Source organism: uncultured Nostoc sp. (assembly GCF_964247315.1).
GTDB lineage: Bacteria > Cyanobacteriota > Cyanobacteriia > Cyanobacteriales > Nostocaceae > Nostoc.
In genome coordinates, this window is the sequence record NZ_CAXTTT010000027.1 from 1 (window position 1) to 23,773 (window position 23,773).

The following is a 23,773-nucleotide window of genomic DNA, read 5'->3' on the forward strand; positions in this document are numbered from 1 at the left end:
AGTTCAAAGACTCATTAATGGAGTTCAAAGACTCATTAATGGAGTTCAAAGACTCTTTAATGGAGTTCAAAGACTCATTCACGAGTATCAAAGACTCTTTAATGGAGTTCAAAGACTCATTAATGGAGTTCAAAGACTCATTCACGAGTATCAAAGACTCTTTAACAAAAAATTTAGCATGGGCATCGCTAATTGCTAAGTGTTAATTATTCCAAAACTATTAACCAATCATTAACTATTTTTCAGCATGATCTCTATCTCCGATTCCTTTCAAACTTTACGCGATCGCCAACAGTGTGCTTTAATCCCCTTTATCACAGCAGGCGATCCTAACTTAGAAACCACCGCCGAAGCCTTACGTATCTTAGATCGCAACGGTGCTGACTTCATCGAGTTGGGTATTCCTTACTCCGATCCTCTTGCAGATGGGCCTGTGATTCAAGCAGCAGCAACCCGCGCTTTGCAAAAAGGCACGAAATTAGAGCAAGTGCTAAAGATGTTACATCTAGTGATTCCTAGCCTAAAAGCGCCGATAATTCTATTTACTTACTACAATCCCATTTTGCACCGGGGTATTAAGTTGTTTTTGGCGCAAATTGCCACTGCTGGGGTGCAAGGGTTGGTAGTACCAGACTTACCCTTAGAAGAAGCAGAAGAATTAATCAAAACTGCTGCATCTTTCGGAATTGAGGTAATTTTACTCGTAGCTCCTACCAGTTCTCAAGATAGGATTGAAGCGATCGCTCGTAAATCTCAAGGTTTTATCTACCTAGTGAGCGTCACAGGCGTTACAGGTATCCGCACTCAAATCCAAAACCGCGTAGAGCATTTAATTACCGAGTTGCGAAGCGTCACCAATAAACCCATCGGCGTTGGTTTTGGCATCTCAGCACCAGAACAAGCACATCAAGTAATGGAATGGGGTGCAGACGCAGTGATTGTTGGTAGTGCTTTTGTCAAACGTTTAGCTGAAGGTAGCCCAACTGAAGGATTGCAAGCTATAGAAGAATTTTGTCAAGAACTTAAAACAGCCATTACAGAAAGTCGGCGCGAAAGTCCATCTCTTCAAAAGGTGGGATAAATTTACCCGCAGATTTAAGGAGTAGGAAATGAAGAATAGGGAATAAAGAATTAGTATCAATTATTTCTCTTTCTGCCCCTCTGCTCCCCTGCCCCTTTGCCTCCCTGCTCCTCTGCTTTGATTAAGATAATGAAACTTCTGCTGAAATCTGTCAAAATATTAATTTACAGCTTACTTCTAGTTAGCACCTGTGCGCTTACAGTCTTTGCCCACGATCGCACTGACCACGGACAATACAAATACCATTGGAATTACAATTTACCAGGACAACAGGGTTACATAACTGTAAGAAAGAACGTAACTGACCTGACATCAGCAGAGAAAACAGCTTTAGTCAAAGCGATCAAAACCTTAAAAACAGTAATTCCCGCAGGTAGCAAGCTCAGTATTTACGACCAATTCGTTGCCATACATCTAGGGGCAACACGCCTAATTCATAACCATAAAGGGCATTCCGATGGTTCCGTCCAAGAACTTGCTCATGAAAACGCCGCATTTTTCCCTTGGCATCGAGAATATATCCGCAGATTTGAACAAGCTCTGCAAGCAGTAGATCCAACTGTTAGTCTGCCATACTGGGATTGGACAGACGCTAAAGCACTTGATGTAATTTTTAACGATGACTTTCTTGGCTCCAACGGTCAAGGAGTAACCATCAAAATTCCAAATCAGGGAAACTTTACAGGCGGCGTTGTGCCTGGGGCTTTTTCGGCTGCAAATGGCTGGGTTATGAATCCAGCATTAAATATTGACCCAGATACCGGAACATCATTAGGTACATCACTTGTACGCTTTCTAAGACTACCTCCTGCCATTGATTATCCTGTGCCCAAAAAAGATGTTGAGCGTGCCCTGAGTCTTAATGACTATTCTCTATTTCGCGCCGCTATGGAAGGATTTATCTCTGTAGATGAGCAGGGTAAAGTCACCCCTGGAGGATTCATCCACAACTACATTCATGGTTTAGTTGGTGGTGTACAGATAGACGCAAGCACAAGACCCGTAAAGTTTAAGGGTCTGGGTACGATGAGCAATATACCAAGTTCGCCTTATGACCCAGTGTTTTGGTTGCATCATGCCAACGTAGACCGCCTCTGGGCCCAATGGCAAGAAAACGGTCATAAAGGTAGCGATTTTTATCCTCCCGATGGTCATAGTCAGCCTTATGGACACAATCTTAAAGACCTAATGTGGCCTTGGGACGGCGGTATGTCTACCCCCAAAGCTACGACGTTAGGAGATTTACTATCCCTATTACCAAATTTTGACTCTAACGATTTGGTGCGCCCTATAGACGTTTTGAATCACCGGGAACTGGGCTATACCTACCAAACCGGGGAAAAGAAAACGCAAAAATGATTTCAATGGCATAAGTTCTAAAAAGTTAGAACGAAACTAAAAAATACTTGAAAATGAAAGGATTTTAAACAGTGGTAAACATACTAAACAGCAAAACTGCAACTGTACAACCAGATTCTTTGGGCAGGTTTGGAAAATTCGGCGGTAAATATGTCCCGGAAACCTTAATGCCTGCATTAAGTGAATTGGAAGCGGCGTATCAACAATATCGCAACGAGCCGAGTTTCCAAGCAGAACTGCAAAACTTAATGCGTGATTATGTCGGACGACCCAGCCCATTATATTTTGCTGAACGCCTGACAGCAAATTACGCTAGACCAGATGGCACGGGAGCGCAAATTTATTTAAAGCGCGAAGATTTAAATCATACAGGCGCTCACAAAATAAATAATGCTTTGGCTCAGGTTTTGCTAGCCAAGCGCATGGGTAAGCAACGGATTATTGCCGAGACAGGTGCAGGTCAACATGGCGTAGCAACTGCAACTGTGTGTGCGCGATTTGGTTTGAAATGTGTGATTTACATGGGCGTCCAGGATATGGAACGCCAAGCCCTGAATGTGTTTCGCATGAAATTAATGGGTGCAGAAGTTCGACCAGTAGAGGCAGGTACGGGAACTCTCAAGGATGCGACTTCTGAAGCAATTCGGGATTGGGTGACGAATGTAGAAACAACTCATTACATCCTGGGTTCGGTTGCTGGGCCTCATCCCTACCCGATGATTGTGCGTGACTTCCATGTGATAATTGGTGTAGAAACTCGCGCTCAATGCCTAGAAAAATGGGGAGGACTACCAGATATTTTACTGGCTTGCGTGGGTGGAGGTTCCAATGCGATCGGCTTATTCAGTGAGTTTATGCATGAACCTTCGGTGCGTCTAATCGGAGTGGAAGCTGCGGGTGAAGGTGTAAACACAGAAAAACACGCTGCTACCTTGACAAAAGGAAAAATAGGTGTATTGCACGGTGCAATGAGCTATTTACTGCAAGATGATGACGGTCAAGTAATCGAAGCCCATTCAATTAGTGCCGGATTGGATTATCCCGGTGTTGGGCCAGAGCATAGTTATTTAATGGATCTTGGTCGCGCCGAGTATTACAGTGTGACTGATAAACAGGCTTTAGATGCATTTCAAAGGCTTTCGCAATTAGAAGGGATTATTCCAGCCTTAGAAACGGCTCATGCGATCGCTTATCTAGATACTCTTTGTCCCCAGTTAACAGGCAATCTCCGCATCGTCATCAATTGTTCCGGCAGAGGTGACAAAGACGTGCAAACCGTTGCCAAACTCCTAATTCCTTAATTTTCTCTTCTTATCGTCATTTGTCATTTGTCCTTCGTAAATGACCAATGACCAATACAACTCTTGGAGAGGCTGCGCCAACAGCAACTCTTGGAGGGACTGTTCGCATTCTCTCAGTACAAGTGACCGATAACCAATGACAAATGACCAATGACCAATATGATAGCTTTAACTCAAACTCCACCTGAAAACATCTCCATCCCTCCCGATCTCTACAACTGGCCAGCTTTATTACAACAGTTGCTAAATCGGCAATCGTTGACGGTTTCCCAAGCTGCGGATCTGATGCAAGGTTGGCTCACAGATGCAATTCCCGATGTTCTATCAGGAGCGATTTTAGCCGCAATTCAAGCTAAAGGCGTATCCGCCGAAGAATTAGTCGGCATGGCCAGCGTTTTACAATCCCAAAGTTCCACACTCAGCACTCAGCACGGGCTAAACGCCCCGCTACCGCTAACAGAACTCAGCACTCTAATTGACACCTGTGGAACTGGTGGGGATGGTGCTTCAACCTTTAATATTTCCACTGCTGTTGCCTTTGTCGCTGCTGCTGCTGGGGTAAAGGTTGCCAAACATGGCAATCGTTCCGCATCTAGCAAGACTGGTTCGGCTGATGTGCTGGAAGCTTTGGGTATAAATCTCAACGCCACTCCTGAAAAAGTACAAGCCGCAGTTGGCGAAGTTGGAATCACCTTTTTGTTTGCTCCCGGCTGGCATCCTGCACTAAAAGCGATCGCTACTTTGCGAAAAACTTTGAAGGTGCGGACTGTTTTTAACTTGCTCGGCCCGCTAGTAAATCCGATGCGACCGACAGGGCAAATTATTGGTGTCAACGACCCGCTTTTACTGGAAGAGATTGCTCAAGCTTTATCCCAATTGGGATGTCAGCAAGCGATCGCCCTCCACGGACGGGAACGTTTAGATGAAGCAGGTTTGGCAGATGTCACCGACTTGGCTGTACTTCAAGATAAAAAAGTGCGTTCTCTAACGCTCAATCCTCAAGAACTGGGTTTGAGTTTTGCACCAACTGCGGCGTTGTGTGGTGGAGATGTCCAAGAAAATGCCGAAATCTTGAAGGCAGTTTTGCAAGGTAAAGGCACGCAAGCGCAGCAGGATGTAGTCGCTTTGAATACAGCCTTGGCCTTGCAAGTTGGTGAAGCCATTCATGGGGAAACTGATGTTTTAGCAGGTTGTGTTAAAGGTATTGCCCTTGCCAAGGAAATTCTGCAAAGCGGCGCAGCTTGGACAAAACTAGAACAACTCGCAGAATTTTTGCGCTAGACAAACCTCTCCTACGAGGAGCTACGGTGTACACGCAAGTCTTCTAATGCCTTACACCTTAACCCGCAATCTTAATGCATCGACCTGCAATCTTAATGCATCGACCCGCAATCTTAATGCATCGACCTGCAATCTTAATGCATCGACCTGCAATGCCAATGCATCAACCCGCAATCTTAATGCATCGACCTGTAAAGATTAGCCCACTCAAACTTATACACAAGGAAAAATAGATGATTATCATACTTAAGAGCGGTACACCTGTTGAAGAAATTACTCGCATCAGCCAAGAACTGAGTGAAACTTGGAAAGTTACGGTAGAAAAAAGCGTTGGCACTCATAAAGTTGTGTTGGGGCTAATTGGCGATACCACTAGCATCGATAAATTACAAATCCAAGAGTTCAGCCCTTGGATTGAGCAAGTAGTACGAGTGCAGCAACCTTTCAAGCGGGTAAGTCGAGAATTCCGAGATGGAGAAGCTAGCGAGGTTGTTGTACCAACACCTAACGGTGATGTCTATTTTGGCGAACATCATCCGATTGTGGTGGTAGCCGGGCCTTGTTCCGTTGAAAATGAAGCGATGATTGTCGAAACGGCAAAGCGGGTGAAGGCAGCAGGGGCACAGTTTCTGCGTGGCGGAGCCTACAAACCTCGTACTTCACCTTATGCCTTTCAAGGTTATGGTGAAAGTGCTTTAGATTTGTTAGCAGCAGCGCGGGAAGCTACTGGTTTGGGTATCGTCACAGAACTGATGGATGCTGCCGATTTATCAGCAGTAGCGAGAACAGCTGACATCATCCAAATCGGAGCTAGGAATATGCACAACTTTTCGCTGCTGAAAAAGGTAGGCGCTCAAGATAAACCAGTGCTGCTGAAGCGGGGAATGTCTGCCACAATTGACGAGTGGTTGATGGCGGCAGAATATATTTTGGCATCTGGAAATCCGAATGTAATTCTTTGTGAGCGAGGAATCAGAACCTTTGATGGTAAATATGCCCGCAATACTTTAGATTTATCGGTGCTTCCGGTGTTGCGATCGCTGACCCATTTACCGATTATGATCGATCCCAGTCATGGTACGGGTAGGTCTGAATATGTGCCATCAATGGCAATGGCTGCGATCGCCGCTGGTACAGATTCTTTGATGATTGAAGTTCACCCCAATCCGGCTAAAGCTTTATCTGACGGGCCCCAATCTCTCACCCCTGATAAATTTGACCGCTTGGTTCAAGAAATGTCAATTCTGGGCAAAGTAGTCGATCGTTGGCCTACACCTGCATTCGATCGCATTGGTGAAAGCCAAATTCTCCTCACACCAGAACTTTCAAAGTAGATAGACTATAAACCAATACAGTTCAGAATGAGCAACAAAACTCTGATTGTAGAGACGCGATTTATCGCTTCTTAAAAGACCAATTATCTACGCCAATAACCCTTAACCCAAGCGTATTGGACTATAAACCGATTTTTTGCAAATGGTTAAACCCGATCAACAGATTCTTTCATCTGAAAAATCCGTTGGTCGGGTTTTCTTAAAAAGAGTATAAAATCTCGAACTACCTATTTTTTTTAAGTTCGTGCATACTTCTGACAACCTTTGTGACTAAATTTCTGGGCGTAAATCTGACGCTTTCAGTCAATATCTTGTTTCTCATTCCAGGAACAACAACAGTTTTGTTTTTCATTAAGCTCCGATAACCAATCCTAGCGACGGTTTCCGTATCCATCATTCTGTTAACGCTAGCAATCTTGGAATTTTCCATTGCAGCATTTTGTTGGAATTCCGATGCTGTTGGCCCTGGACAAAGAACAGTCACGCTGACACCTGTGCCCTCTAATTCATTAGCGATCGCTTCTGAAAATGATAAAACATAGGCTTTCGTAGCAAAATAAACTGCCATTAGAGGCCCTGGTTGAAAAGCTGCTGCTGAGGCCACATTTAATATTTTTCCATAGTTTTGCTCGACCATATCTTTAAGAAACAATTTCGTTAAATGAGTCAGGCTGACCATATTTACCTGAAGCATTTTCAGTTCAATGCTCAGGTCTGTTTCGCTAAATACTCCATAAGTACCAAAGCCAGCATTGTTAACTAGCACATCAATCTTGATGGACGCTTGCTGTAGTTCTGTAAAAATTTCTTCTGGAGATGTAGGAATAGATAAATCCTTAACAAAAATTTTGACGGAAATGCCAAATTTATGCGGAAATTCATCTATAATTTCAGTAAGTTTTTGTTCATTCTTATCTACTAACACCAGATTATAACTATGACGAGCAAAAATCTGGGTTAATTGATAACCTATCCCACTAGCCGCTCCTGTAATTAGAGCAGTTTTTTTTTGCCGACTTTCAGATGTTTTATTCATGCTAAAAAAATGGCGAATGTGAATTAATTAATTTAAGTTTTATAAATTTAGCTACAGCAATATATAATGTTCGCTGTAGCTATTTCTATGCAGACAAGAAATGATGCTATCCACCTGAAACGAGTATGCTGCAATCAAGCATAGTAAACGCAAATATAAAAAACTGTATCTATATAAACAAGAGCAAAAATATTTAATAACCTCATCAATGCCACAATATCATTCCGTTACTATAACTGACGTGCAAGCAGCACAAAAGCGAATTTTGGGAATTGCCCACTGCACACCTGTGCTAACTTCTAGAATCGTTAACGATCGCACTAATAGCCAGGTATTTTTTAAATGCGAAAACTTTCAACGCACGGGGGCATTTAAATTTAGAGGTGCGTACAATGCCCTAACCCAACTATCGGTAGCAGAAAAACAAACAGGCGTTATCACCCATTCATCAGGAAATCATGCCCAAGCGATCGCTTTAGCTGGGCAATTACTCAATATTTCCACCACCATTGTCATGCCTGATGATGCACCTGTTGTCAAACAAATTGCTACTCGTGGTTATGGTGCAGAGATAATTTTATACAATCGCCAAGAAACAAACCGGGAAGAATTAGCTCAAAATCTAGCACGCGATCGCAATCTCACACTCATTCCTCCTTACGATCATCCTCATGTAGTCGCTGGACAGGGAACAACTGCTTTAGAACTGATCCAAGAAGTTGGTGAATTGGACTTACTATTAGTTTGTTGTGGCGGTGGCGGATTACTTTCAGGGTGTGCGATCGCAGCCAAAGCACTTCTACCCAATTGTAAAGTAATCGGGGTAGAACCAGCCCTTGCCGACGATGCTACCCGCTCCTTTCACACCAAAATGCTGCAAACAGTCAAGAATCCTGATACCATCGCTGATGGTGCGCGGACTCCTAGCCTTGGTCAAATTACTTTCCCGTTAGTGCTGGATTACGTCGATGATATGGTGACGGTATCTGAAGAAGCGATTCTTCGCACCATGTTTTTTTTGTGGGAACGTCTGAAAATTGTCGTTGAACCCACCGGAGTACTCGCCGCCGCCGCTTTACTCGAAGGTGTAGTGAAAGCACCAGAGGCGAGAATTGGTGTCATCATCAGCGGTGGAAATGTAGATTTGGCGCAAGTTTGTAAATTATTTTCTCTGTAGGATTGTAATTAAAAACATCGTTTCCAGGTTGATTATGTATGGTTCTGCCGTGAATTTGATCGGCGAGGCTTCTAAATAGTCCCATATTTAATTGATTATCCTGGATAAAGAACTTTTTTTATAGCGTCGGCTAATTACTAAACTTGCTCCAATTAAACCGATACCAATTAAACTTGTAGTCGCCGTTGGTTCTGGAACCTGTTGAGGAGTTTGCAAGGTGAAATTCAGTTTAGCTAAACCTTGAGAAGGGGTTCCAGAGGAATTAAGTTGGTCTTGTTCAGTAAAAGTGATTTTGCCTGTAGCATTTTGGAATAAACCTGTTCCCCCAGAGATGGTAATAGTACCACCACCTTTGATAAAGCCTTCGGCAAAATTAATTTCAGCGCTGTCACTTGCTTTGCCAAATAATTCATTTGCACCACCATAATACCTGTCAGAAAATGCGAGTTCGTCCTCTAAACCAAACACGCTTGGGTTTGAGTTAAAGGTATACTTATTAATCGATGGATTTTCAATAGGCTCAAGTTTGCCATAGTCATCACTAACAAATAAATCCAACCCATAAGGAGCCGGTTTGGTACTTTCACCTTTGATAGTTGCTCTAATAATTCCTAAGTCTGGTCTGAAAGTTGGGTCAAAAGTGACAAATGTATTGTAGTCAACACTAAACGTATAATTATTATAATTATCTTGTGCTTTTGCACTTTGCATATTTGAGCCTAAACTGACTATAGTTAAGGTCGCAGGAATCAGCCAGCCTATACGTAAACCAAACATAGTTGTCCTTTTTTGATTAAAATAACAAAGTTACCTAATGTAAAAATCCGGTTTAACTTTTAAAAAAATATAAGTATTTTATGGTGGGTAATACCCTGAAAACCTTGAAATAGTGGGTATTGCCACCCTACGAGCAAGTTAGAAAGTATAGATTTACTTGATAAATAGCCTCTAAATATTGATTAAACAAATTTTATACAATGTTATGTTAATACACTTTGTTAATAACGTTTAAAAATTAGTATAAATTTATTTATTTACGAATTCAATGATTTATTTGTTGATATTGAATGAATTATTTTTATATCTATAACAATCCTTGCAGGAGTCGTGAAAAATATAGATAAGGAAACGAACCGCCTTCGCGTAGCGTCTCGTTAGAGAAGAACGCCAAGGACGCAAAGGGAAGAAAGAACAAAGAGATATATAATTTTCACAAATGATTTAGGACTGCTATAGTTGCATAAAATATTAGAGAAATGGTGATAAGAGGGTGTTTGAAAAGTTTTGAGGAGTCAAATTTTATGCCAGTCGCCTCACTATAAGACGGATCGTGGCAAGGTAGATAAAGGTTTCTGATGTTTCGGGGATGTTTCGGGCAATAACTTATAGTCTCTGACGAATCGACGACACCCCATCAGCTTTCTCATCAGTGCGCTCGACTACAAGGGAGTTTTTTTGAGCAACACAAATACTTTGGTTTGCTCTGGTCGCAGAACCACTGTACAATCCAACGGCACTTATTCTATCACCCACTGCATGAACGGCTCACAGTCATTGCCGCCATCAACAAGCAAGGGTTTTAAAACGAGATACCTATCAGGGTTTTCGTAAAGAATATTTACATATTCTTTACATGTGTTAATATTAACTTTTTGGTTTAAGTGTGGATATTCACTATGGTTGCCATAAAGACTGTTCTCCAAGATTCAGAGCAAGTCACTCGGTTGTTTTCTCATCTCGAATTTGATGGAAAAAAACTCAATCATCAACCAGGTAGTGTATTGGGAAGTACTGCATTGATTGCAGGAACCACTGTTGGGGCTGGGATTCTCGCTCTACCAGCCGTTACCTTGCCATCTGGTATTGTGCCATCCACATCTGGACTAATTGCTGTTTGGCTCTACGCTTTAGTGTCAGGGTTATTGGTTGCAGAAGTTACCTTAAACACGATGCGAACAGAAGGGCATCCGAGTATAGGTTTTTTGGGAGTTGTTGAGAAAATCCTTGGTAAGCTGGGAGCGCGAATTGCTGGTGGTGCATATTTATTCATGCACTATGCTCTGTTGGTGGCATACATCACCGAAGGCGGAGAGATTTTAAGAGCAGCAGCAGCAAAAGTCTGGGGTATGCAGATATTGCCTACGTGGGTAGGCACAATGGCTTTCACGCTTTTATTTGGTGGGATTATGTATCTTGGGCGAGAAAAATTTATTGAGAAACTAAACAGCGCCTTTGTCGGAATTGTCATCGTTTCCTTCTTAGGACTATTATTTCTCGGAGGAAGGCATATTCAGAGTACCCAACTATTATTTCAAAACTGGAGTGCCCTCGGCAGTGCCATTTCAGTGATGTCTGTGGCGTTGTTTTTCCAAAACGTTGTGCCGCTAGTTGTGAAGCAACTCGAAGGGGATGCCCGCAAAATTCGTCAGTCCATCTTTATTGGTTCTGTGATTCCTCTAATTATGTTCTTGGCGTGGAATGCCGTAATTTTAGGAAGCGTCAGCCCCGATATGCTACATAGCACTTCTGATGGTACAAGTGTTTTCGATCCACTACAAGTTCTGCGAGGAGGTAGTGCGGGGCAATGGTTAGGAGTGCTAGTATCCATTTTTTCAGAGTTTGCGATCGTCACATCATTCATTGGATTTGTGTACGGGTTGCTAGATTTGTTTAAAGATATTTTCCTGCCTACACAGTGGCGACTTTCTAGCCGCTTACCCCTCTATTCGCTGGTTCTTTTCCCTCCGATGACTCTCGGAACGCTCAACCCCAGCATCTTTTTTACTGCCCTAGATTACACTGGAACATTTAGTATTTCAGTTCTAGGTGGAATTATTCCGGCATTAATGAGTTGGAAGCAACGTCAACAACAAGAAAACTCAGATGGCACATATCAAACACTTGTTCCTGGCAAAAAGGTGACACTCATTGCGATCGTTGGAGTGGCATTAGCCATTATAGGAAGACAAATTATGTCAATTTACACCAAATAAAACCATCAATAAAAGTTTTATGTAGTATTAATATACTAACTACAATCAAATGAGTGATTCTCGCCTCGTCAAAATCAGCAAATATCTCAGCAAATATCTGCGACATACACCGGATGCCATTGGAATTAAACTTGCTCCTGGTGGTTGGGTTGCTATTGAGGACTTACTTACCGCTTGTACTCAAAACATGTTTCCGATTACCCGCCAGGAATTACAGGTGGTAGTTGAATCCAACGAAAAACAACGCTTTTCTTTTGATTCTACAGGTAATTTTATTCGTGCGAACCAAGGACATAGTGTAAAAGTCGATTTACAATTAGAAGCTGTTGTTCCTCCAGATGAGCTTTATCACGGCACCGGACGCAAATCTGTAGAGTTAATTTTGCAAACAGGACTTTGCAAAATGTCGCGACATCATGTCCATTTATCAAAGGATATAGAAACAGCACAAACTGTTGGTGCCAGACATGGAAAACCAGTGGTTTTTGCTGTAAATACTGCGGCAATGCATCAAGCGGGTTACATCTTTTATTGTTCTGCTAATGGTGTTTGGTTAGTCGATTGTGTGCCACCTGAATATCTACAAAAAGTTTGAATTTTAACAAATAAAATTCAGAATTCAGGAAGCTTTACTCTATAAATAATCTCTGATATTACTTGAAAAATTCTTTTTAACATCAATATTTTAAAAAGGTGTTTCTAAATGGCTAAACCCTATTGCTATTGGTTGATAAACAGTCCAATAATATAGTGCAAATACTCTGATTTATAAAAGCAAATCGAAATGTTTACTTGATTTCGTTTTAGCTGCAACGTATCTAAATATATGATTGATTGTAGCTGTGTTATAGCAGTTTTTAGGTCAAGAAATATTACAAATTTGGCTCACAAAGTGGGCAATACGGTTCAGTTAAGGCTCAAAGTCATGTAAATTAGGCATTGCTCCCAAAAATGGAAATTAAGCGTCGTGCATCTAAGGGATTTTTCGTTGGTGTCTCCTGAGATATCAAAATGCTGACTTGCTTAAAGCAATCAAAATGGCTATTCCAGCAACGGGAATCGAAGAAGCGATCGCTAACACTTACAGCAAGAATAATTTCTCCTTGTTTCAATTCTGGAGTTTAGACTAAAGCCAGCAAAAAATAGCTCGACAGTAGATTAAATTGATTCTATGTCGAACGCCCAAGGGGTCAGATGATGATTGCAATACAACTTTTTTATAACTTTGTCGTCATTGAAGAGGACAAAAGAATTTAATGACAAGGGGACAGGCTTTCAATAAATCATTTTCTCTCTTCCTTTGTCTTCTTGCGATCAAAACTTAAAATACCTCGTTCAATTTATGAACTCAGATCCATATACCCATAGCGCTTGCACTCCTAATACTGTATTCTCTGATAGATTAGCGTCTGCAAAAACAGGGATTAGCAGTAATTCCATTCCGGTTTATACCTGAAAAAGTAACTTTGTAGATTTGTCTATAAAATTACAAACACTCAAGAGTAAAAATACTATCAATCTCTTAGCCTACTCACCCAATGTAGGTTAAAAATCTCACCAAACAAGCATTTTAGACCTATCCAAACCCAAGATGCCTTCTAAGCGAATCTTGTTTATCAGTAACGGCCACGGAGAGGACAACCACACCTCTCATGTTATTCAGACCCTGCGCCAATTGTGTCCTTCTATTGAGATGGCGGCAATGCCGATTGTGGGGGAAGGAAAAGCTTACCGCAGCTTGGATATTCCCATTATTGGGCCCACACAAACAATGCCCTCTGGGGGATTCTTTTACATGAAGCGCCTCTACTTGCTCAAAGATTTTCAATCGGGATTGATTGGGTTAACGTGGCGACAGTTACAAGCAGTGTTGCAGTATGCTCCCAACTGCGATTTGATTATGTCTACTGGGGATTTTGTCTCCCAGACATTTGCTTACTTAACAAAGCGCCCCTTCGTTTCGTTTATCTCTTGTCTTTCTGCCCTCTACGAAGGGCGGTTACGACTCAATCCGCTTCTGTGGCATGACCTTAATTCTTCCAGATGTCTAGCAGTTTTCACCAAGGATTCCCATACGGCTTATGACCTCCAACGGCAAGGTTTAACTAAAGCTCAGTGTGCTGGCATTCCGGCTTTAGATTGGCTCGTCCCTACTGGCAAAGACTTGCACCTGAAACCGGACGAGAGAGCGATCGCTCTCCTACCAGGGTCACGGATGCCTGAAGCTGCGCGAAATTTTTGTTTGCAGTTGCAACTGGTAGTAGAAATCGCCAAGGTGATGCCTGAGTCAGGATTCCAGTTTCGTGCAGCCTTGATACCGAGTTTGATGGCGCAATTAGACGACATTGCTAAAAGTCAAGGTTGGCAACTGAATCAAGGCATACTCACCTATTCTCCTCCAGGAAGTTCTGCTGAGGAATCACCGCTTGTAGAAGTGAGATGTTATTCAGATGCTTTCAGTGACATCCTATGTTACTCTACTCTCGTTATTGGTATGGCAGGTTTGGCAGTGGAGGAAGCTGTAGCGATCGGGAAACCTATCATCCAGATTCCCGGAGAGGGCCCTCAATTTACCTATCAATTTGCAGAAGCGCAAACACGGCTGTTGGGCATTTCTGCCCAAACCATCGGCACTAAGCCAGCAACCCCTGAGATTCTCAAGCAAGCAGCTAAACGAGTAGTTGAAACTTTAGAAGATTCAGACTACCTTGCTAAGTGCAAAAAAAATGGCCCTGAGCGATTTGGCCCACCCGGTGCATCTGAGAGAATTGCCCGCTTTCTACTAAACTCTCTAGGAGAAACTGAGTAGAAATTGCGCCAGAATTCAGGAGTGGGCACGGTTGGGTAACATGGTGTGGTAGGCTAACGCCGTAATGTACTTTAATTCTAAATTCTCAATTCTGACCCCTGAATTCTTACTTAACTGCCAATACGCTTGGGTTAAGGCTAAAAACTAAAACTGGTGTAGGTGTAGGTGTAGGTTGGGTTGAGGAACGAAACCCAACACCAACATTATCAAAGCTTTGTTGGGTAACGCTCACACTCAACCCAACCTACTATTCTTTTTAACCCTACTTCCTCCTGCCTCCTGCCCTCTGCCTGACTTGATAACACTACAGAATTGAACCATGAAAGTCCGCTCTAGTTACTGGCAACTGTTGCCTTATCTGTGGCCCCAATGGCCGCTGTTAATTCGGGGATTAGCTTGTATTTTAGGATTTGTGTTATTCACCCTAGCAGTGCCCTATTTAGCAGGTCAGGTCTCTTTTTATCTTGGCCAGGGAAATGTTAACCAGATTGCTTACTGGCTCGGACTAGCCACTTTAGTATTTTTGGTTCGAGGGCTTTGTCAATACGGGCAGAATGTCTTTATGATCGCTGCTACTCTGAACATGGTTTTAAACTTGCGTAAGCGCGTTTATGCTCACCTGCACAAACTTGGATTAGATTACTTTGAAACCACACAGACGGGAGACCTGACTTATCGCCTGACTGAAGATATTGATCGCGTGGGCGAGATTGTGGACAAGTTATCCCATCAGTTTATTTCCAATTTGTTGCAGTTAATTGTGATTCCCATTTACATGCTCTACCTGAATTGGCCGCTCACTCTTGCGGGTTTGATTTTGGCTCCTTTAATGGCTTGGTTAATCGGGCAATTTGGTCAGCGATTACTCGTGCTATCTCGCCAGAGCCAAAATCAGGTTTCCAATTTGTCGGCGATGCTAACTGAAGTATTTAGCGGGATTCGCGTTGTTCAGGCTTTTGCAGCCCAAGAATATGAAGTGAAGCGATTCAATCATGAAGCAGAAATCAATCGCCAAGCTAAGTATCGCGCTCTACAACTCCAATCCATTCAGTTTCCGGTTGTCGGTTTTTTGGAAGCAGTTAGTATTATACTGCTGTTTTTATTAGGAGGATGGCAGATTTCTCAGAATCAGCTGACAGCTCAAGGGTTTATCAGTTTCTTAGCTGCTGTGGCTTTACTGATTCAGCCAATCGACATGATGATTAGCAATTACAACGAGTATAAACAGACCGAAGCTTCTGTTGAACGCATTTTTGAACTGATGGCGAAGGAGCCTAGTTTAAGCGAAAAATCGAATGCTCAGGCAATGCCAAGAGTTATGGGCAAGGTAGAGTATCGTCATGTCGATTTCGCCTACAATCCCGACCAGCCAGTTCTTAAGGATCTCTGCCTGGACGCTTCTCCTGGTGATGTGATTGCCTTGGTTGGTTCTTCTGGAGCAGGCAAATCGACCTTAATTAATCTTTTACTTCGCTTTTATGACCCTCAGAGGGGTCAAATTCTGGTTGATGATATTGATATTCGTGATGTCACACTTACCAGCCTGCGCCATCAAATTGGGATTGTTCCCCAAGATGTTACCCTTTTTTCGGGAACGATCGCTGAAAATATCGGTTACGGTCAGGAAAAATTAGATTTAGCAGCGATTCAAGAAGCAGCAAAGATTGCCAACGCTCACTCCTTTATCACCCAGTTTTCTCAGGGTTATCATACCTGGGTGGGAGAGCGTGGAGTTAACCTATCGGGAGGACAACGCCAAAGATTAGCGATCGCTAGAGCAGTTGCCAACGATCCTCGAATTCTCATCTTGGATGAGGCCACCTCTGCCCTAGATTCTGAATCAGAAGCACTAGTTCAAGAAGCACTGGAACGAGTGATGCAAAACCGTACCGTATTTATTATCGCCCATCGCTTGAGCAGCGTTCGTCGGGCTGACTGCATTCTTGTAATCGAACAAGGACAGGTGGTTGAAGCTGGTACCCACACCTCCCTCCTGTCTCAGGAAGGACGGTATGCCCGTTTTTACGCCCAACAGTTCTACTCTACAGATGAGTAAGGACTTGTCAAACTGTCGGTTCGCTCATTTGATAAAATTTATTTTAAAGAATTATTTAAATCAATATCCCAGCAATACAAGCGGTGATAAAACCTGCTAACAATCCGCCAATCATTGACCTTACACCCATACGAGCTAAGTCATGTTGGCGATTAGGTGCTATCCCTGCAATGCCGCCAATGGTAATACCAATTGAACCTATATTTGCAAAGTTACATAATGCGTAAGTTGTAATAATTACTGCACGTTGAGAAATTTTTCCACTTTCAATTAGTGCCTTCAAATCTAAAAAAGCAATAAACTCATTCAAAATTGTTTTTGTACCCAATAAAGCCCCAACTTGCCGACAATCAGCCCAAGGTACGCCCATTAGCCACGCCACGGGAGCCATGATAAAAGATAAAATCCACTGCAATGAGAGTTGCTGTAAGCCCACAAATGACCCCAACCATCCCAAAAGTGCATTTAGGGCAGCCAATAATCCTAAAAAGGCGATAATCATTACCCCAACATTAACTGCTAGCTTCACGCCGTCAATTGCTCCGGTAGTAGCAGCATCAATTACATTTACATGATTAATTTCTACATCCGCTTTTGCCTTACCAGCTGTCTCTGATACTTCTGTTTCAGGGTAAAGTAATTTTGATACCACCAAAGATGTCGGAGCAGTCATAAAGAAAGCAGCTATTAGGTGTTCTGCTGGGATGCCAAAGGAAAGATATGCTCCTAGTACTCCAGCCGCAATTGTGGCAAAACCACCCGTCATCAAGGCATGAAGTTCCGATTGCGTCATATTCGCTATATAAGGTTTAACCATCAGCGCCGACTCTGTTGGCCCCAAAAAGATGTTACCTGCACAAGATAAAGATTCAGAACCCGATGTTTTCATCGTTTTCATCATTACCCACGCCACCCCATTTACGACTCGCTGTAAAATGCTGTAGTAATACAAGACGCTGATGAAGGCAGAAAAAAAGATAATTGTCGGCAGCACTTGGAAGGCAAAGAAATGATCCTTAAAATTTTCTCCAAAGACAAATTTTGCACCAACATCAGAAAATGCTAAAAATTGGCTGACAATATCTCCCAGAGATTTAAACACAGTTAAACCCCAAGAAGTTTTAAGAATCACGAGCGCAAACACAAATTCCAATCCCAAACCCCACGCTACTATTCGCCAACGCACCGCACGACGATTAACAGAGAAAATGTAGGATATACCGATAAAAATTAAAATTCCCAACGCAGAAATGGCGCGTTCCATGATTACTCCCGGAAATGTATCGCTAAGGCACATGGTCTCAAAGCATACACAAAAATTCGCCTTTTTTTTGGCTTTTTAGTCAATTACTAGAGTTTTGATCCTGTAAAGAAGAACTTAGCGATCGCCCTCTCACTTATTGTCGAAAAACATGGCGGCACTCTGGAAGTTAATTCTGTACAGGGAGAGGGTACAGAATTTGTGATTCAAATTCCAATTTAAAATTACCCCTCCTGGCGCGGGTAGCCAAAGCTAAGATGGCTGCCAATGAGTGTGTAGAAGTCATTTGGCGCGTGTGCAGCACCCCCTGCACAACCCGGAACCTTGCACTTATCGCTAACAGTTTGGGCGACTTTGTAAAGCTCACTGGTGTATGGTGTCAAGTTTGGTTATCTGTGCCAGTTATCCCACCATAACCAGACTCAATGCCAAAATTGCGATCGCTTAATTCAATACACCCGCAGTACCCAAGGCGCTCAGATAAATCTGTTCGGGATCGAGGGGAGCAAAATCAAACAATTCTGCCAACCATAATTCTAAAGGTAAAACTAATATCATCTCCCGTTGCCACATCTCTGATGAGTGGGTGTGGGCGTTGAAAAAGCCAGGTAGTAATAGCTTATTTTTGCCATCTATGGCAGTGCCGACTACTTGTAGATTGGGGGAAATGGCTGCGATCGCCCCATCTACAATCTATACATCTACTGTTGCGTAATCATCACTGACGGCAATCAGAACATTCTGGATAGTGAAATTCACCATATTTAACCTTGATTAAGTAATTGTATTTTGACTTGAATTTCAAGTTACAAAATAGAAAATGGTGTTGGGTATTGCAATTTTATGAATTTACCATTACGGACATTGGGAGTTGCACCAAATGCGTGGACAGTGAATGATGCGATCGCAGATATCACTCGTCCTCAAAAGATCCCACAACCCGTTATCTTATCAACAGAAACTAAAACCCTGCGCCTAGACTTAGCAAAAACTGCTATCCTCGTCATTGATATGCAAAACGACTTCTGTCACCCTGATGGCTGGTTAGCGCATATCGGCGTAGACGTAACTCCGGCGCGTCAGCCTATTGAACCTTTGAACAACTTACTTCCCGAACTGCGTGAAGTTGGTGTTCCAGTTATTTGGGTAAATTGGGGGAATCGTCCCGACTTGCTCAATATTAGTGCTAGTTCGCGCCATGTCTATAATCCCACAGGGGACGGTGTGGGATTGGGCGATCCACTGCCAAGCAATGGTGCTAGAGTACTCATGGCAGGTAGTTGGGCCGCGGCAGTAGTAGACGAACTAGAACAGATACCCGAAGATATTCGTGTGGACAAATACCGCATGAGTGGGTTTTGGGATACGCCTTTAGATAGTATCTTGCGGAATTTGGGAAGGACAACATTATTTTTTGCTGGTGTTAATGCCGATCAATGTGTGCTAACCACCTTATGTGATGCCAATTTCTTAGGATATGACTGCGTATTGGTTAAAGATTGCACCGCTACCACTTCTCCTGAATATTGTTGGCTGGCAACATTGTATAATGTCAAACAATGCTTCGGTTTTGTCACTGACTCGCAAGGAATTTTAACAGCGCTGCAAAATGGTGAGGAGTGAGAAGAGACACGATTAATCGCGTCTGTACAGGTGATTTTGTGATTTAGAGATACAACTAACAACTCAATATTCAGGACTCAGATTTCAGGAATTTTCATATCCATCGATAACTTCAGAGGGGATAAATAAATGTACGCTACTCGTTGTGTAATTCCGGTGATCAAATCTCCCAAAGATTACCAAGTATATCGCATCAGTCCTAACGACTCTAATCGATTAGCAATTATCTTCGATTCGACAAATGCTAATACTTCCTTGACTTGCTGCGTAGAAATTTTTGATGTTGGTGGACAAACACCACCAAATCGCCATCAGTGGGCGGTGGAAATGTTTTTCGTCCTCAAAGGAGAAGCGATCGCCATGTGTGACGGCAAGACTACCACGATCAAAGCTGGAGATAGTTTATTGGTGCCTCCCACTGGTACTCATTTGATTAAAAATACTGGTTCTACTCGCTTGTACACGTTGACTGTTATGGTTCCCAATGAAGACTTTTCGGAACTAATTCGCAGTGGGATTCCGACAGAGTTAGATGAAGAAGATATGGCAGTACTAGGGAGATTTGATGCTTTGATGCCCTGTTAAATATATTTGAAACCTCTCTCTAAATTTCTCTCTTACAAGGCTACGGTGTACACACAAGTTTTGCCGTAGCTATATCTTTATTAATAAATTAAATCTCACATTGCGCTTCTATCCTGCCTCCCCTGCTTCCCTTGCTCAAGAACAGCCTGCCTTAATAGATATAGCGGTTCTCGAATGGAAGCAATACACTTTGACCTCACTTCCATTCCTCTCTCCTAAAAGAAGGAGCCACTGCGTTGGGCCGCTCTGCCGACTTGAAGCGCGTGGCGTCAGAGGCTTTGAATTTTATTCCCCAACACTAGCTATTCATTATAAACATCTTTCTTAACAAAAGCTTTGACAAAAGCCAGAAAATGTGTATGTTGTATACGAGAACTGGGAAACATAGCAAAGTCAGCAAATAGAACAATGGCTCACACAAGAACTAGAAAGAACCGAATTAGGTATATTACATTAGTTAATGCAACGGCTGACAATGCGATTGTTTCGCCTGACAATGCGATTGTATTGACCTGCAAAAATTAATCTGCTCTTTCTTTAATTGTTGAGATTAGTAAAAAGAGTAAGTAAGTGTAAAGTATCAACGTTTTCTTTCATTCTTAAACAATGTTAGTGCGATGCCTACAGCAGGCTACGCCTACGTCTTTTGTATTAGGTGCGTTAACAGCAGTGTAACGCACCTGATTGCGTAAAAGCTACTTAGGCAAAACCTGCCGTAGTGCTGCTAAAAGTTGGTCAACACTTTCCTTTCGACTATTAAAGCCCATTAATCCCACGCGCCAAACAAGACCCGCTAGTTCGCCAAGACCACCGCCAATTTCAATATTATGTTCGTTGAGTAACTGCCGAGCGATCGCTTTACCATCTACGCCGCTTGGAATGCGGACAGTGGTAAGCGTTGGCAGTCTATACTCTTGCTCAACGTGCATACTCAGTCCTAAATTCTCTAAACCTTCCCAGAGATATTCTACGTTCTTTTGATGCCGTTGCCAGGAATTTGCTAATCCCTCTTCTGCAAGCAAACGCAGTGCTTCGCGCAATGCATAGTATAAATTAATCGGTGCGGTATGGTGATAGGTGCGTTCAGCACCCCAATACTTGCCTAGCAACAACATATCTAAATACCAGTTTGCAACTTTCGTTTGGCGCTGTTGCAATTTTTCAACTGCACGCGCACTCATAGTAAAGGGAGAAGCACCAGGCAGGCAACCTAACCCTTTTTGGCTACAACTATAGGCTAAGTCAACTCCCCAAGCATCCAAAAACAATGGGACGCCGCCCAAACTTGTCACCGTATCCACTAATAACAAAGTGCCAAATTCACGACATAAATCAGCGACTCCTTCCAACGGTTGACGTGCGCCGGTGGATGTTTCGGCATGAACTAGAGCTAAGATAGCTGGACGATGAGTTTTTAATGCAGTTTGGAGTTCATCCAAATTGAAGATTTTTCCCCAAGGTTTGGTGATGGTTCGGACATCAGCGCCATAACGTCCAGCCATATCTACGAGGCGATTACCAAAATAACCAGCTACACCAATCAAAACCACATCACCGGGTTCTACAGCATTGGCGATGGTTGCTTCCATTGCAGCTGTTCCCGTACCGCTAACTGCAATGGTAAGTGAGTTTTCTGTTTGCCATACGTAGCGTAGCAACGACTGAATTTCATCCATGAGTGCGAGAAAAGCTGGGTCAAGATGCCCAACGGGTGAAGTATTCATCGCTTGCAGAACTGTGGGATGGGCATTAGATGGCCCCGGCCCCAACAGCAGACGGGGTGGAATTTCTAGCGGTGTGAGTTGCAAGCGCCCAGAGTCGTTGATTGAAATTGTTTGTCTCATAAATCTGTCTTTGCTTAGATGATACTTACCGGATCATAGAGCGATCGCATCACCAATGTTTTAGTGAATCTGTCATTTGCCAGAAGATGCGATTACGGCAAAGTATTACAGTAACTCAAACAAATGTGTGAGAGTATATTTATTCACTTACCCGGAGACATAATTATGGTTTTTGCTGGCAAACAACCAAATAATTTAGGTATTAGCAACGGTAAATTAGCATCCTGCCCTAATTCCCCCAATTGCGTTTCTAGTCAGAGTACAGATGCATCTCACCAAATTGCACCACTGACTTTTACATCTACTCCAGAAGAAGCGATCGCTAATCTTAAACAGATTATTGAGTCTTTACCAAGAACCAAAATCATTACCGAAAGTAAAGATTATTTATATGCAGAATTTAAAAGTGCTTTACTAGGATTTGTGGATGATGTAGAATTCTACCTAGACCGGAATGCCAATGTTATCCAGGTACGTTCAGCTTCACGTTTAGGTCAAAGCGATTTGGGTGTTAATCGTAAACGAATAGAAACGATTAGAGCCAAGTTCAAGTAATTTGTAATTTAACTAAGAACTGGAGATTAAAGACTGGGAAGATAAAGAAGTAGTTGAACAAAACTAATTACACAATGTCATTACGAGTGAGACATTCGTGTAGCCTATCATAGAAAAGAAAGACAATCTCAGAGTATTGGATTGTTTAACTTGATTTGCAATGGCTGTAAATATTTTTGTCCATCTACTTATGTGGATTCAGACCCCAGTAAAATCTGGAATGATGATTGGGTAATGTGCTGTGGTGTTTCACCGAAAACTATGAATTACGAATTAGTTAAACTCTGCGATCGCAATATTTGTGAGACTTAATTTATTTAAAAACTTTGACTCCCGACCCCGACTGATGATTGCTGTCGGACTTGCTGTATTAGTTTTAGTAATCCTGCCGCATTCTCTGCACTTACCTACTCGCATTCTCTGCGCTTGGAACTCTGGTATTGACTTTTTCTTAGCTATAACGTGGTGGAAAATGATTAAGGCTAACCCAGAAAAAATCCGCCGTTATGCTGAGAATGAATATGAAGGACATTTGGCTATATTTATACTGGTGATTGCTGCGGCTTGTGCTAGTGTTTTAGCCATTGGGTTTTTATTAACTGATAAAAAAGAGTTATCAAGAATTCTGCTTACCCTACATGTCATACTTTCAATTATGACCATTGTCGGTTCTTGGTTACTAGTGCATACGATGTTTGCAGTGCAATATGCACACAGTTATTACAAATATATTAATCATAGTAATAGTGAAGAAATTACTAAAGGTTTAGATTTTCCTCATAACGACTATCCAGACTACTGGGAATTTTTATATTATTCATTTGTAGTTGGCATGACTAGTCAAGTTTCAGATGTGCAGACGACATCACCCGACATGAGGCGCTTGACTCTGTTACATGGCATATTATCCTTCTTTTTCAATACCACCATTTTAGCTATGAGTATTAATATCATTGCATCGCTGATTTAAAAGCTATGAGAAATGTGATTTTGTGAAGGTAAAGCTATTGCCCGCACATGAACTGCATGAAGGAGAATACTTAGATTGTTGGCTCATGGTAATAGAGCCAAAAAAATCATCAACCCTCTAATTTACATGGTTCTCCAGTTACTGTCTGACCGGATACTGGGAGTGGCACATAAGCCTACACCATAGTGTAAGAGTACGTTACTAAATTAACTCGCGTGTTCCCAGTCACTAAGTAACTCATGCTGTTGTGCTATTTTATTGCATTTACGGAATGGTACTTTAGGAATACCAATACTCCTACCAGGAAAAGACTGTTTTTTCGTCTTGGTAGGTCTATTTTCTTGTGTCGTTGTGAACTGTTGGGTTTTCATTGGTAAATAAATCTCTGATTAAAACCTGAGCACTAATTTATAACATCAATTTGCAAACGGCAAATTTCTGAAGAAAAATAAAAAAAAGACATATAGCAATCTTAAATCATTCGTAAGATAGAAAATAGCTGTAATGG

The 23,773-nt window shown here is 42.2% G+C and carries 20 protein-coding genes and 2 pseudogenes; 16 read left to right on the forward strand and 6 right to left on the reverse strand.

Features of this window, described 5'->3' with window-relative positions; genetic code table 11:
- The 6 genes from ACFE93_RS10545 to aroF all read left to right on the forward strand — a co-directional run.
- The coding region (locus ACFE93_RS10545) for a hypothetical protein (RefSeq protein WP_375473245.1) at positions 1-206 on the forward strand (206 nt) is incomplete at its 5' end.
- Between the two features lie 41 nt (positions 207-247).
- Positions 248-1,081, forward strand: a complete 834-nt coding sequence (trpA, locus tag ACFE93_RS10550; RefSeq protein ID WP_375473246.1) for a tryptophan synthase subunit alpha — start codon at positions 248-250, stop codon at positions 1,079-1,081.
- Between the two features lie 129 nt (positions 1,082-1,210).
- Positions 1,211-2,440, forward strand: a complete 1,230-nt coding sequence (locus ACFE93_RS10555) for a tyrosinase family protein (RefSeq protein ID WP_375473247.1) — start codon at positions 1,211-1,213, stop codon at positions 2,438-2,440.
- Between the two features lie 71 nt (positions 2,441-2,511).
- Positions 2,512-3,741: a tryptophan synthase subunit beta gene (gene trpB / locus ACFE93_RS10560; protein ID WP_375473248.1), complete on the forward strand. Its 1,230-nt coding sequence runs from the start codon at positions 2,512-2,514 to the stop codon at positions 3,739-3,741.
- Between the two features lie 159 nt (positions 3,742-3,900).
- Positions 3,901-5,022 (forward strand): anthranilate phosphoribosyltransferase, encoded by a 1,122-nt coding sequence (gene trpD / locus ACFE93_RS10565; RefSeq protein WP_375473289.1) that lies wholly within the window; start codon positions 3,901-3,903, stop codon positions 5,020-5,022.
- A 233-nt stretch (positions 5,023-5,255) separates the two neighbouring features.
- Complete coding sequence (gene aroF, locus ACFE93_RS10570) at positions 5,256-6,356, forward strand: 3-deoxy-7-phosphoheptulonate synthase (protein ID WP_375473249.1); 1,101 nt, start codon at positions 5,256-5,258, stop codon at positions 6,354-6,356.
- Positions 6,357-6,579: 223 nt separating this feature from the next.
- On the opposite strand, the gene ACFE93_RS10575 is transcribed toward aroF, so the two are convergent.
- Positions 6,580-7,392: an SDR family NAD(P)-dependent oxidoreductase gene (locus ACFE93_RS10575; protein ID WP_375473250.1), complete on the reverse strand. Its 813-nt coding sequence runs from the start codon at positions 7,390-7,392 to the stop codon at positions 6,580-6,582.
- A gap of 208 nt (positions 7,393-7,600) precedes the next feature.
- Here ACFE93_RS10575 and ACFE93_RS10580 point away from each other — a divergent pair, with 208 nt between their 5' ends.
- Positions 7,601-8,569, forward strand: coding sequence for a threo-3-hydroxy-L-aspartate ammonia-lyase (locus ACFE93_RS10580; RefSeq protein WP_375473251.1), 969 nt, complete (start codon positions 7,601-7,603; stop codon positions 8,567-8,569).
- Positions 8,570-8,656: 87 nt separating this feature from the next.
- On the opposite strand, the gene ACFE93_RS10585 is transcribed toward ACFE93_RS10580, so the two are convergent.
- Positions 8,657-9,346 (reverse strand): hypothetical protein, encoded by a 690-nt coding sequence (locus tag ACFE93_RS10585; protein WP_375473252.1) that lies wholly within the window; start codon positions 9,344-9,346, stop codon positions 8,657-8,659.
- Positions 9,347-10,245: 899 nt separating this feature from the next.
- Between ACFE93_RS10585 and ACFE93_RS10590 the strand changes: the two genes are divergently transcribed.
- The 3 genes from ACFE93_RS10590 (at position 10,246) to ACFE93_RS10600 (ending at position 14,371) form a co-directional block, all read left to right on the forward strand.
- Positions 10,246-11,562, forward strand: coding sequence for an amino acid permease (locus ACFE93_RS10590; protein WP_375473253.1), 1,317 nt, complete (start codon positions 10,246-10,248; stop codon positions 11,560-11,562).
- Positions 11,563-11,611: 49 nt separating this feature from the next.
- Positions 11,612-12,157, forward strand: coding sequence for an RNA 2'-phosphotransferase (locus tag ACFE93_RS10595; RefSeq protein WP_375473254.1), 546 nt, complete (start codon positions 11,612-11,614; stop codon positions 12,155-12,157).
- A gap of 996 nt (positions 12,158-13,153) precedes the next feature.
- Positions 13,154-14,371, forward strand: a complete 1,218-nt coding sequence (locus ACFE93_RS10600) for a lipid-A-disaccharide synthase-related protein (RefSeq protein WP_375473255.1) — start codon at positions 13,154-13,156, stop codon at positions 14,369-14,371.
- Positions 14,372-14,477: 106 nt separating this feature from the next.
- Here the strand turns inward: ACFE93_RS10600 and ACFE93_RS10605 are convergent, their stop codons facing one another.
- Entirely contained in the window at positions 14,478-14,603 is a 126-nt protein-coding gene (locus tag ACFE93_RS10605; RefSeq protein WP_375473256.1) for a hypothetical protein, read from the reverse strand.
- A gap of 87 nt (positions 14,604-14,690) precedes the next feature.
- Here ACFE93_RS10605 and ACFE93_RS10610 point away from each other — a divergent pair, with 87 nt between their 5' ends.
- Complete coding sequence (locus ACFE93_RS10610; RefSeq protein WP_375473257.1) at positions 14,691-16,427, forward strand: ABC transporter ATP-binding protein; 1,737 nt, start codon at positions 14,691-14,693, stop codon at positions 16,425-16,427.
- 55 nt (positions 16,428-16,482) lie between these two features.
- On the opposite strand, the gene ACFE93_RS10615 is transcribed toward ACFE93_RS10610, so the two are convergent.
- Together ACFE93_RS10615 and ACFE93_RS10620 are read right to left on the reverse strand one after the other, a co-directional pair.
- Positions 16,483-17,691 carry a NupC/NupG family nucleoside CNT transporter gene (locus ACFE93_RS10615; RefSeq protein WP_375473258.1) on the reverse strand — a complete coding sequence of 403 codons (1,209 nt, stop codon included), beginning with the start codon at positions 17,689-17,691 and terminating at the stop codon, positions 16,483-16,485.
- A 456-nt stretch (positions 17,692-18,147) separates the two neighbouring features.
- Positions 18,148-18,447 (reverse strand): annotated as a pseudogene (locus ACFE93_RS10620) (amidohydrolase); the annotation flags it as partial.
- Positions 18,448-18,531: 84 nt separating this feature from the next.
- Between ACFE93_RS10620 and ACFE93_RS10625 the strand changes: the two are divergent.
- Positions 18,532-19,311 carry a cysteine hydrolase family protein gene (locus ACFE93_RS10625; protein ID WP_375473259.1) on the forward strand — a complete coding sequence of 260 codons (780 nt, stop codon included), beginning with the start codon at positions 18,532-18,534 and terminating at the stop codon, positions 19,309-19,311.
- Positions 19,312-19,440: 129 nt separating this feature from the next.
- Positions 19,441-19,896: a cupin domain-containing protein gene (locus ACFE93_RS10630; RefSeq protein ID WP_375473260.1), complete on the forward strand. Its 456-nt coding sequence runs from the start codon at positions 19,441-19,443 to the stop codon at positions 19,894-19,896.
- A 695-nt stretch (positions 19,897-20,591) separates the two neighbouring features.
- Here the strand turns inward: ACFE93_RS10630 and ACFE93_RS10635 are convergent.
- A complete protein-coding gene (locus ACFE93_RS10635) occupies positions 20,592-21,740 on the reverse strand; it encodes an alanine--glyoxylate aminotransferase family protein (RefSeq protein WP_375473261.1) in 1,149 nt (382 codons plus the stop codon).
- A 165-nt stretch (positions 21,741-21,905) separates the two neighbouring features.
- Here ACFE93_RS10635 and ACFE93_RS10640 point away from each other — a divergent pair, with 165 nt between their 5' ends.
- The 3 genes and pseudogenes from ACFE93_RS10640 to ACFE93_RS10650 all read left to right on the forward strand — a co-directional run.
- Complete coding sequence (locus ACFE93_RS10640) at positions 21,906-22,295, forward strand: DUF1499 domain-containing protein (RefSeq protein ID WP_375473262.1); 390 nt, start codon at positions 21,906-21,908, stop codon at positions 22,293-22,295.
- A gap of 301 nt (positions 22,296-22,596) precedes the next feature.
- Positions 22,597-23,265 carry a DUF1345 domain-containing protein gene (locus tag ACFE93_RS10645; protein WP_375473263.1) on the forward strand — a complete coding sequence of 223 codons (669 nt, stop codon included), beginning with the start codon at positions 22,597-22,599 and terminating at the stop codon, positions 23,263-23,265.
- Positions 23,266-23,269: 4 nt separating this feature from the next.
- Positions 23,270-23,386 (forward strand): annotated as a pseudogene (locus ACFE93_RS10650) (GNAT family N-acetyltransferase); the annotation flags it as partial.
- Between the last annotated feature and the right edge of the window lie 387 nt (positions 23,387-23,773).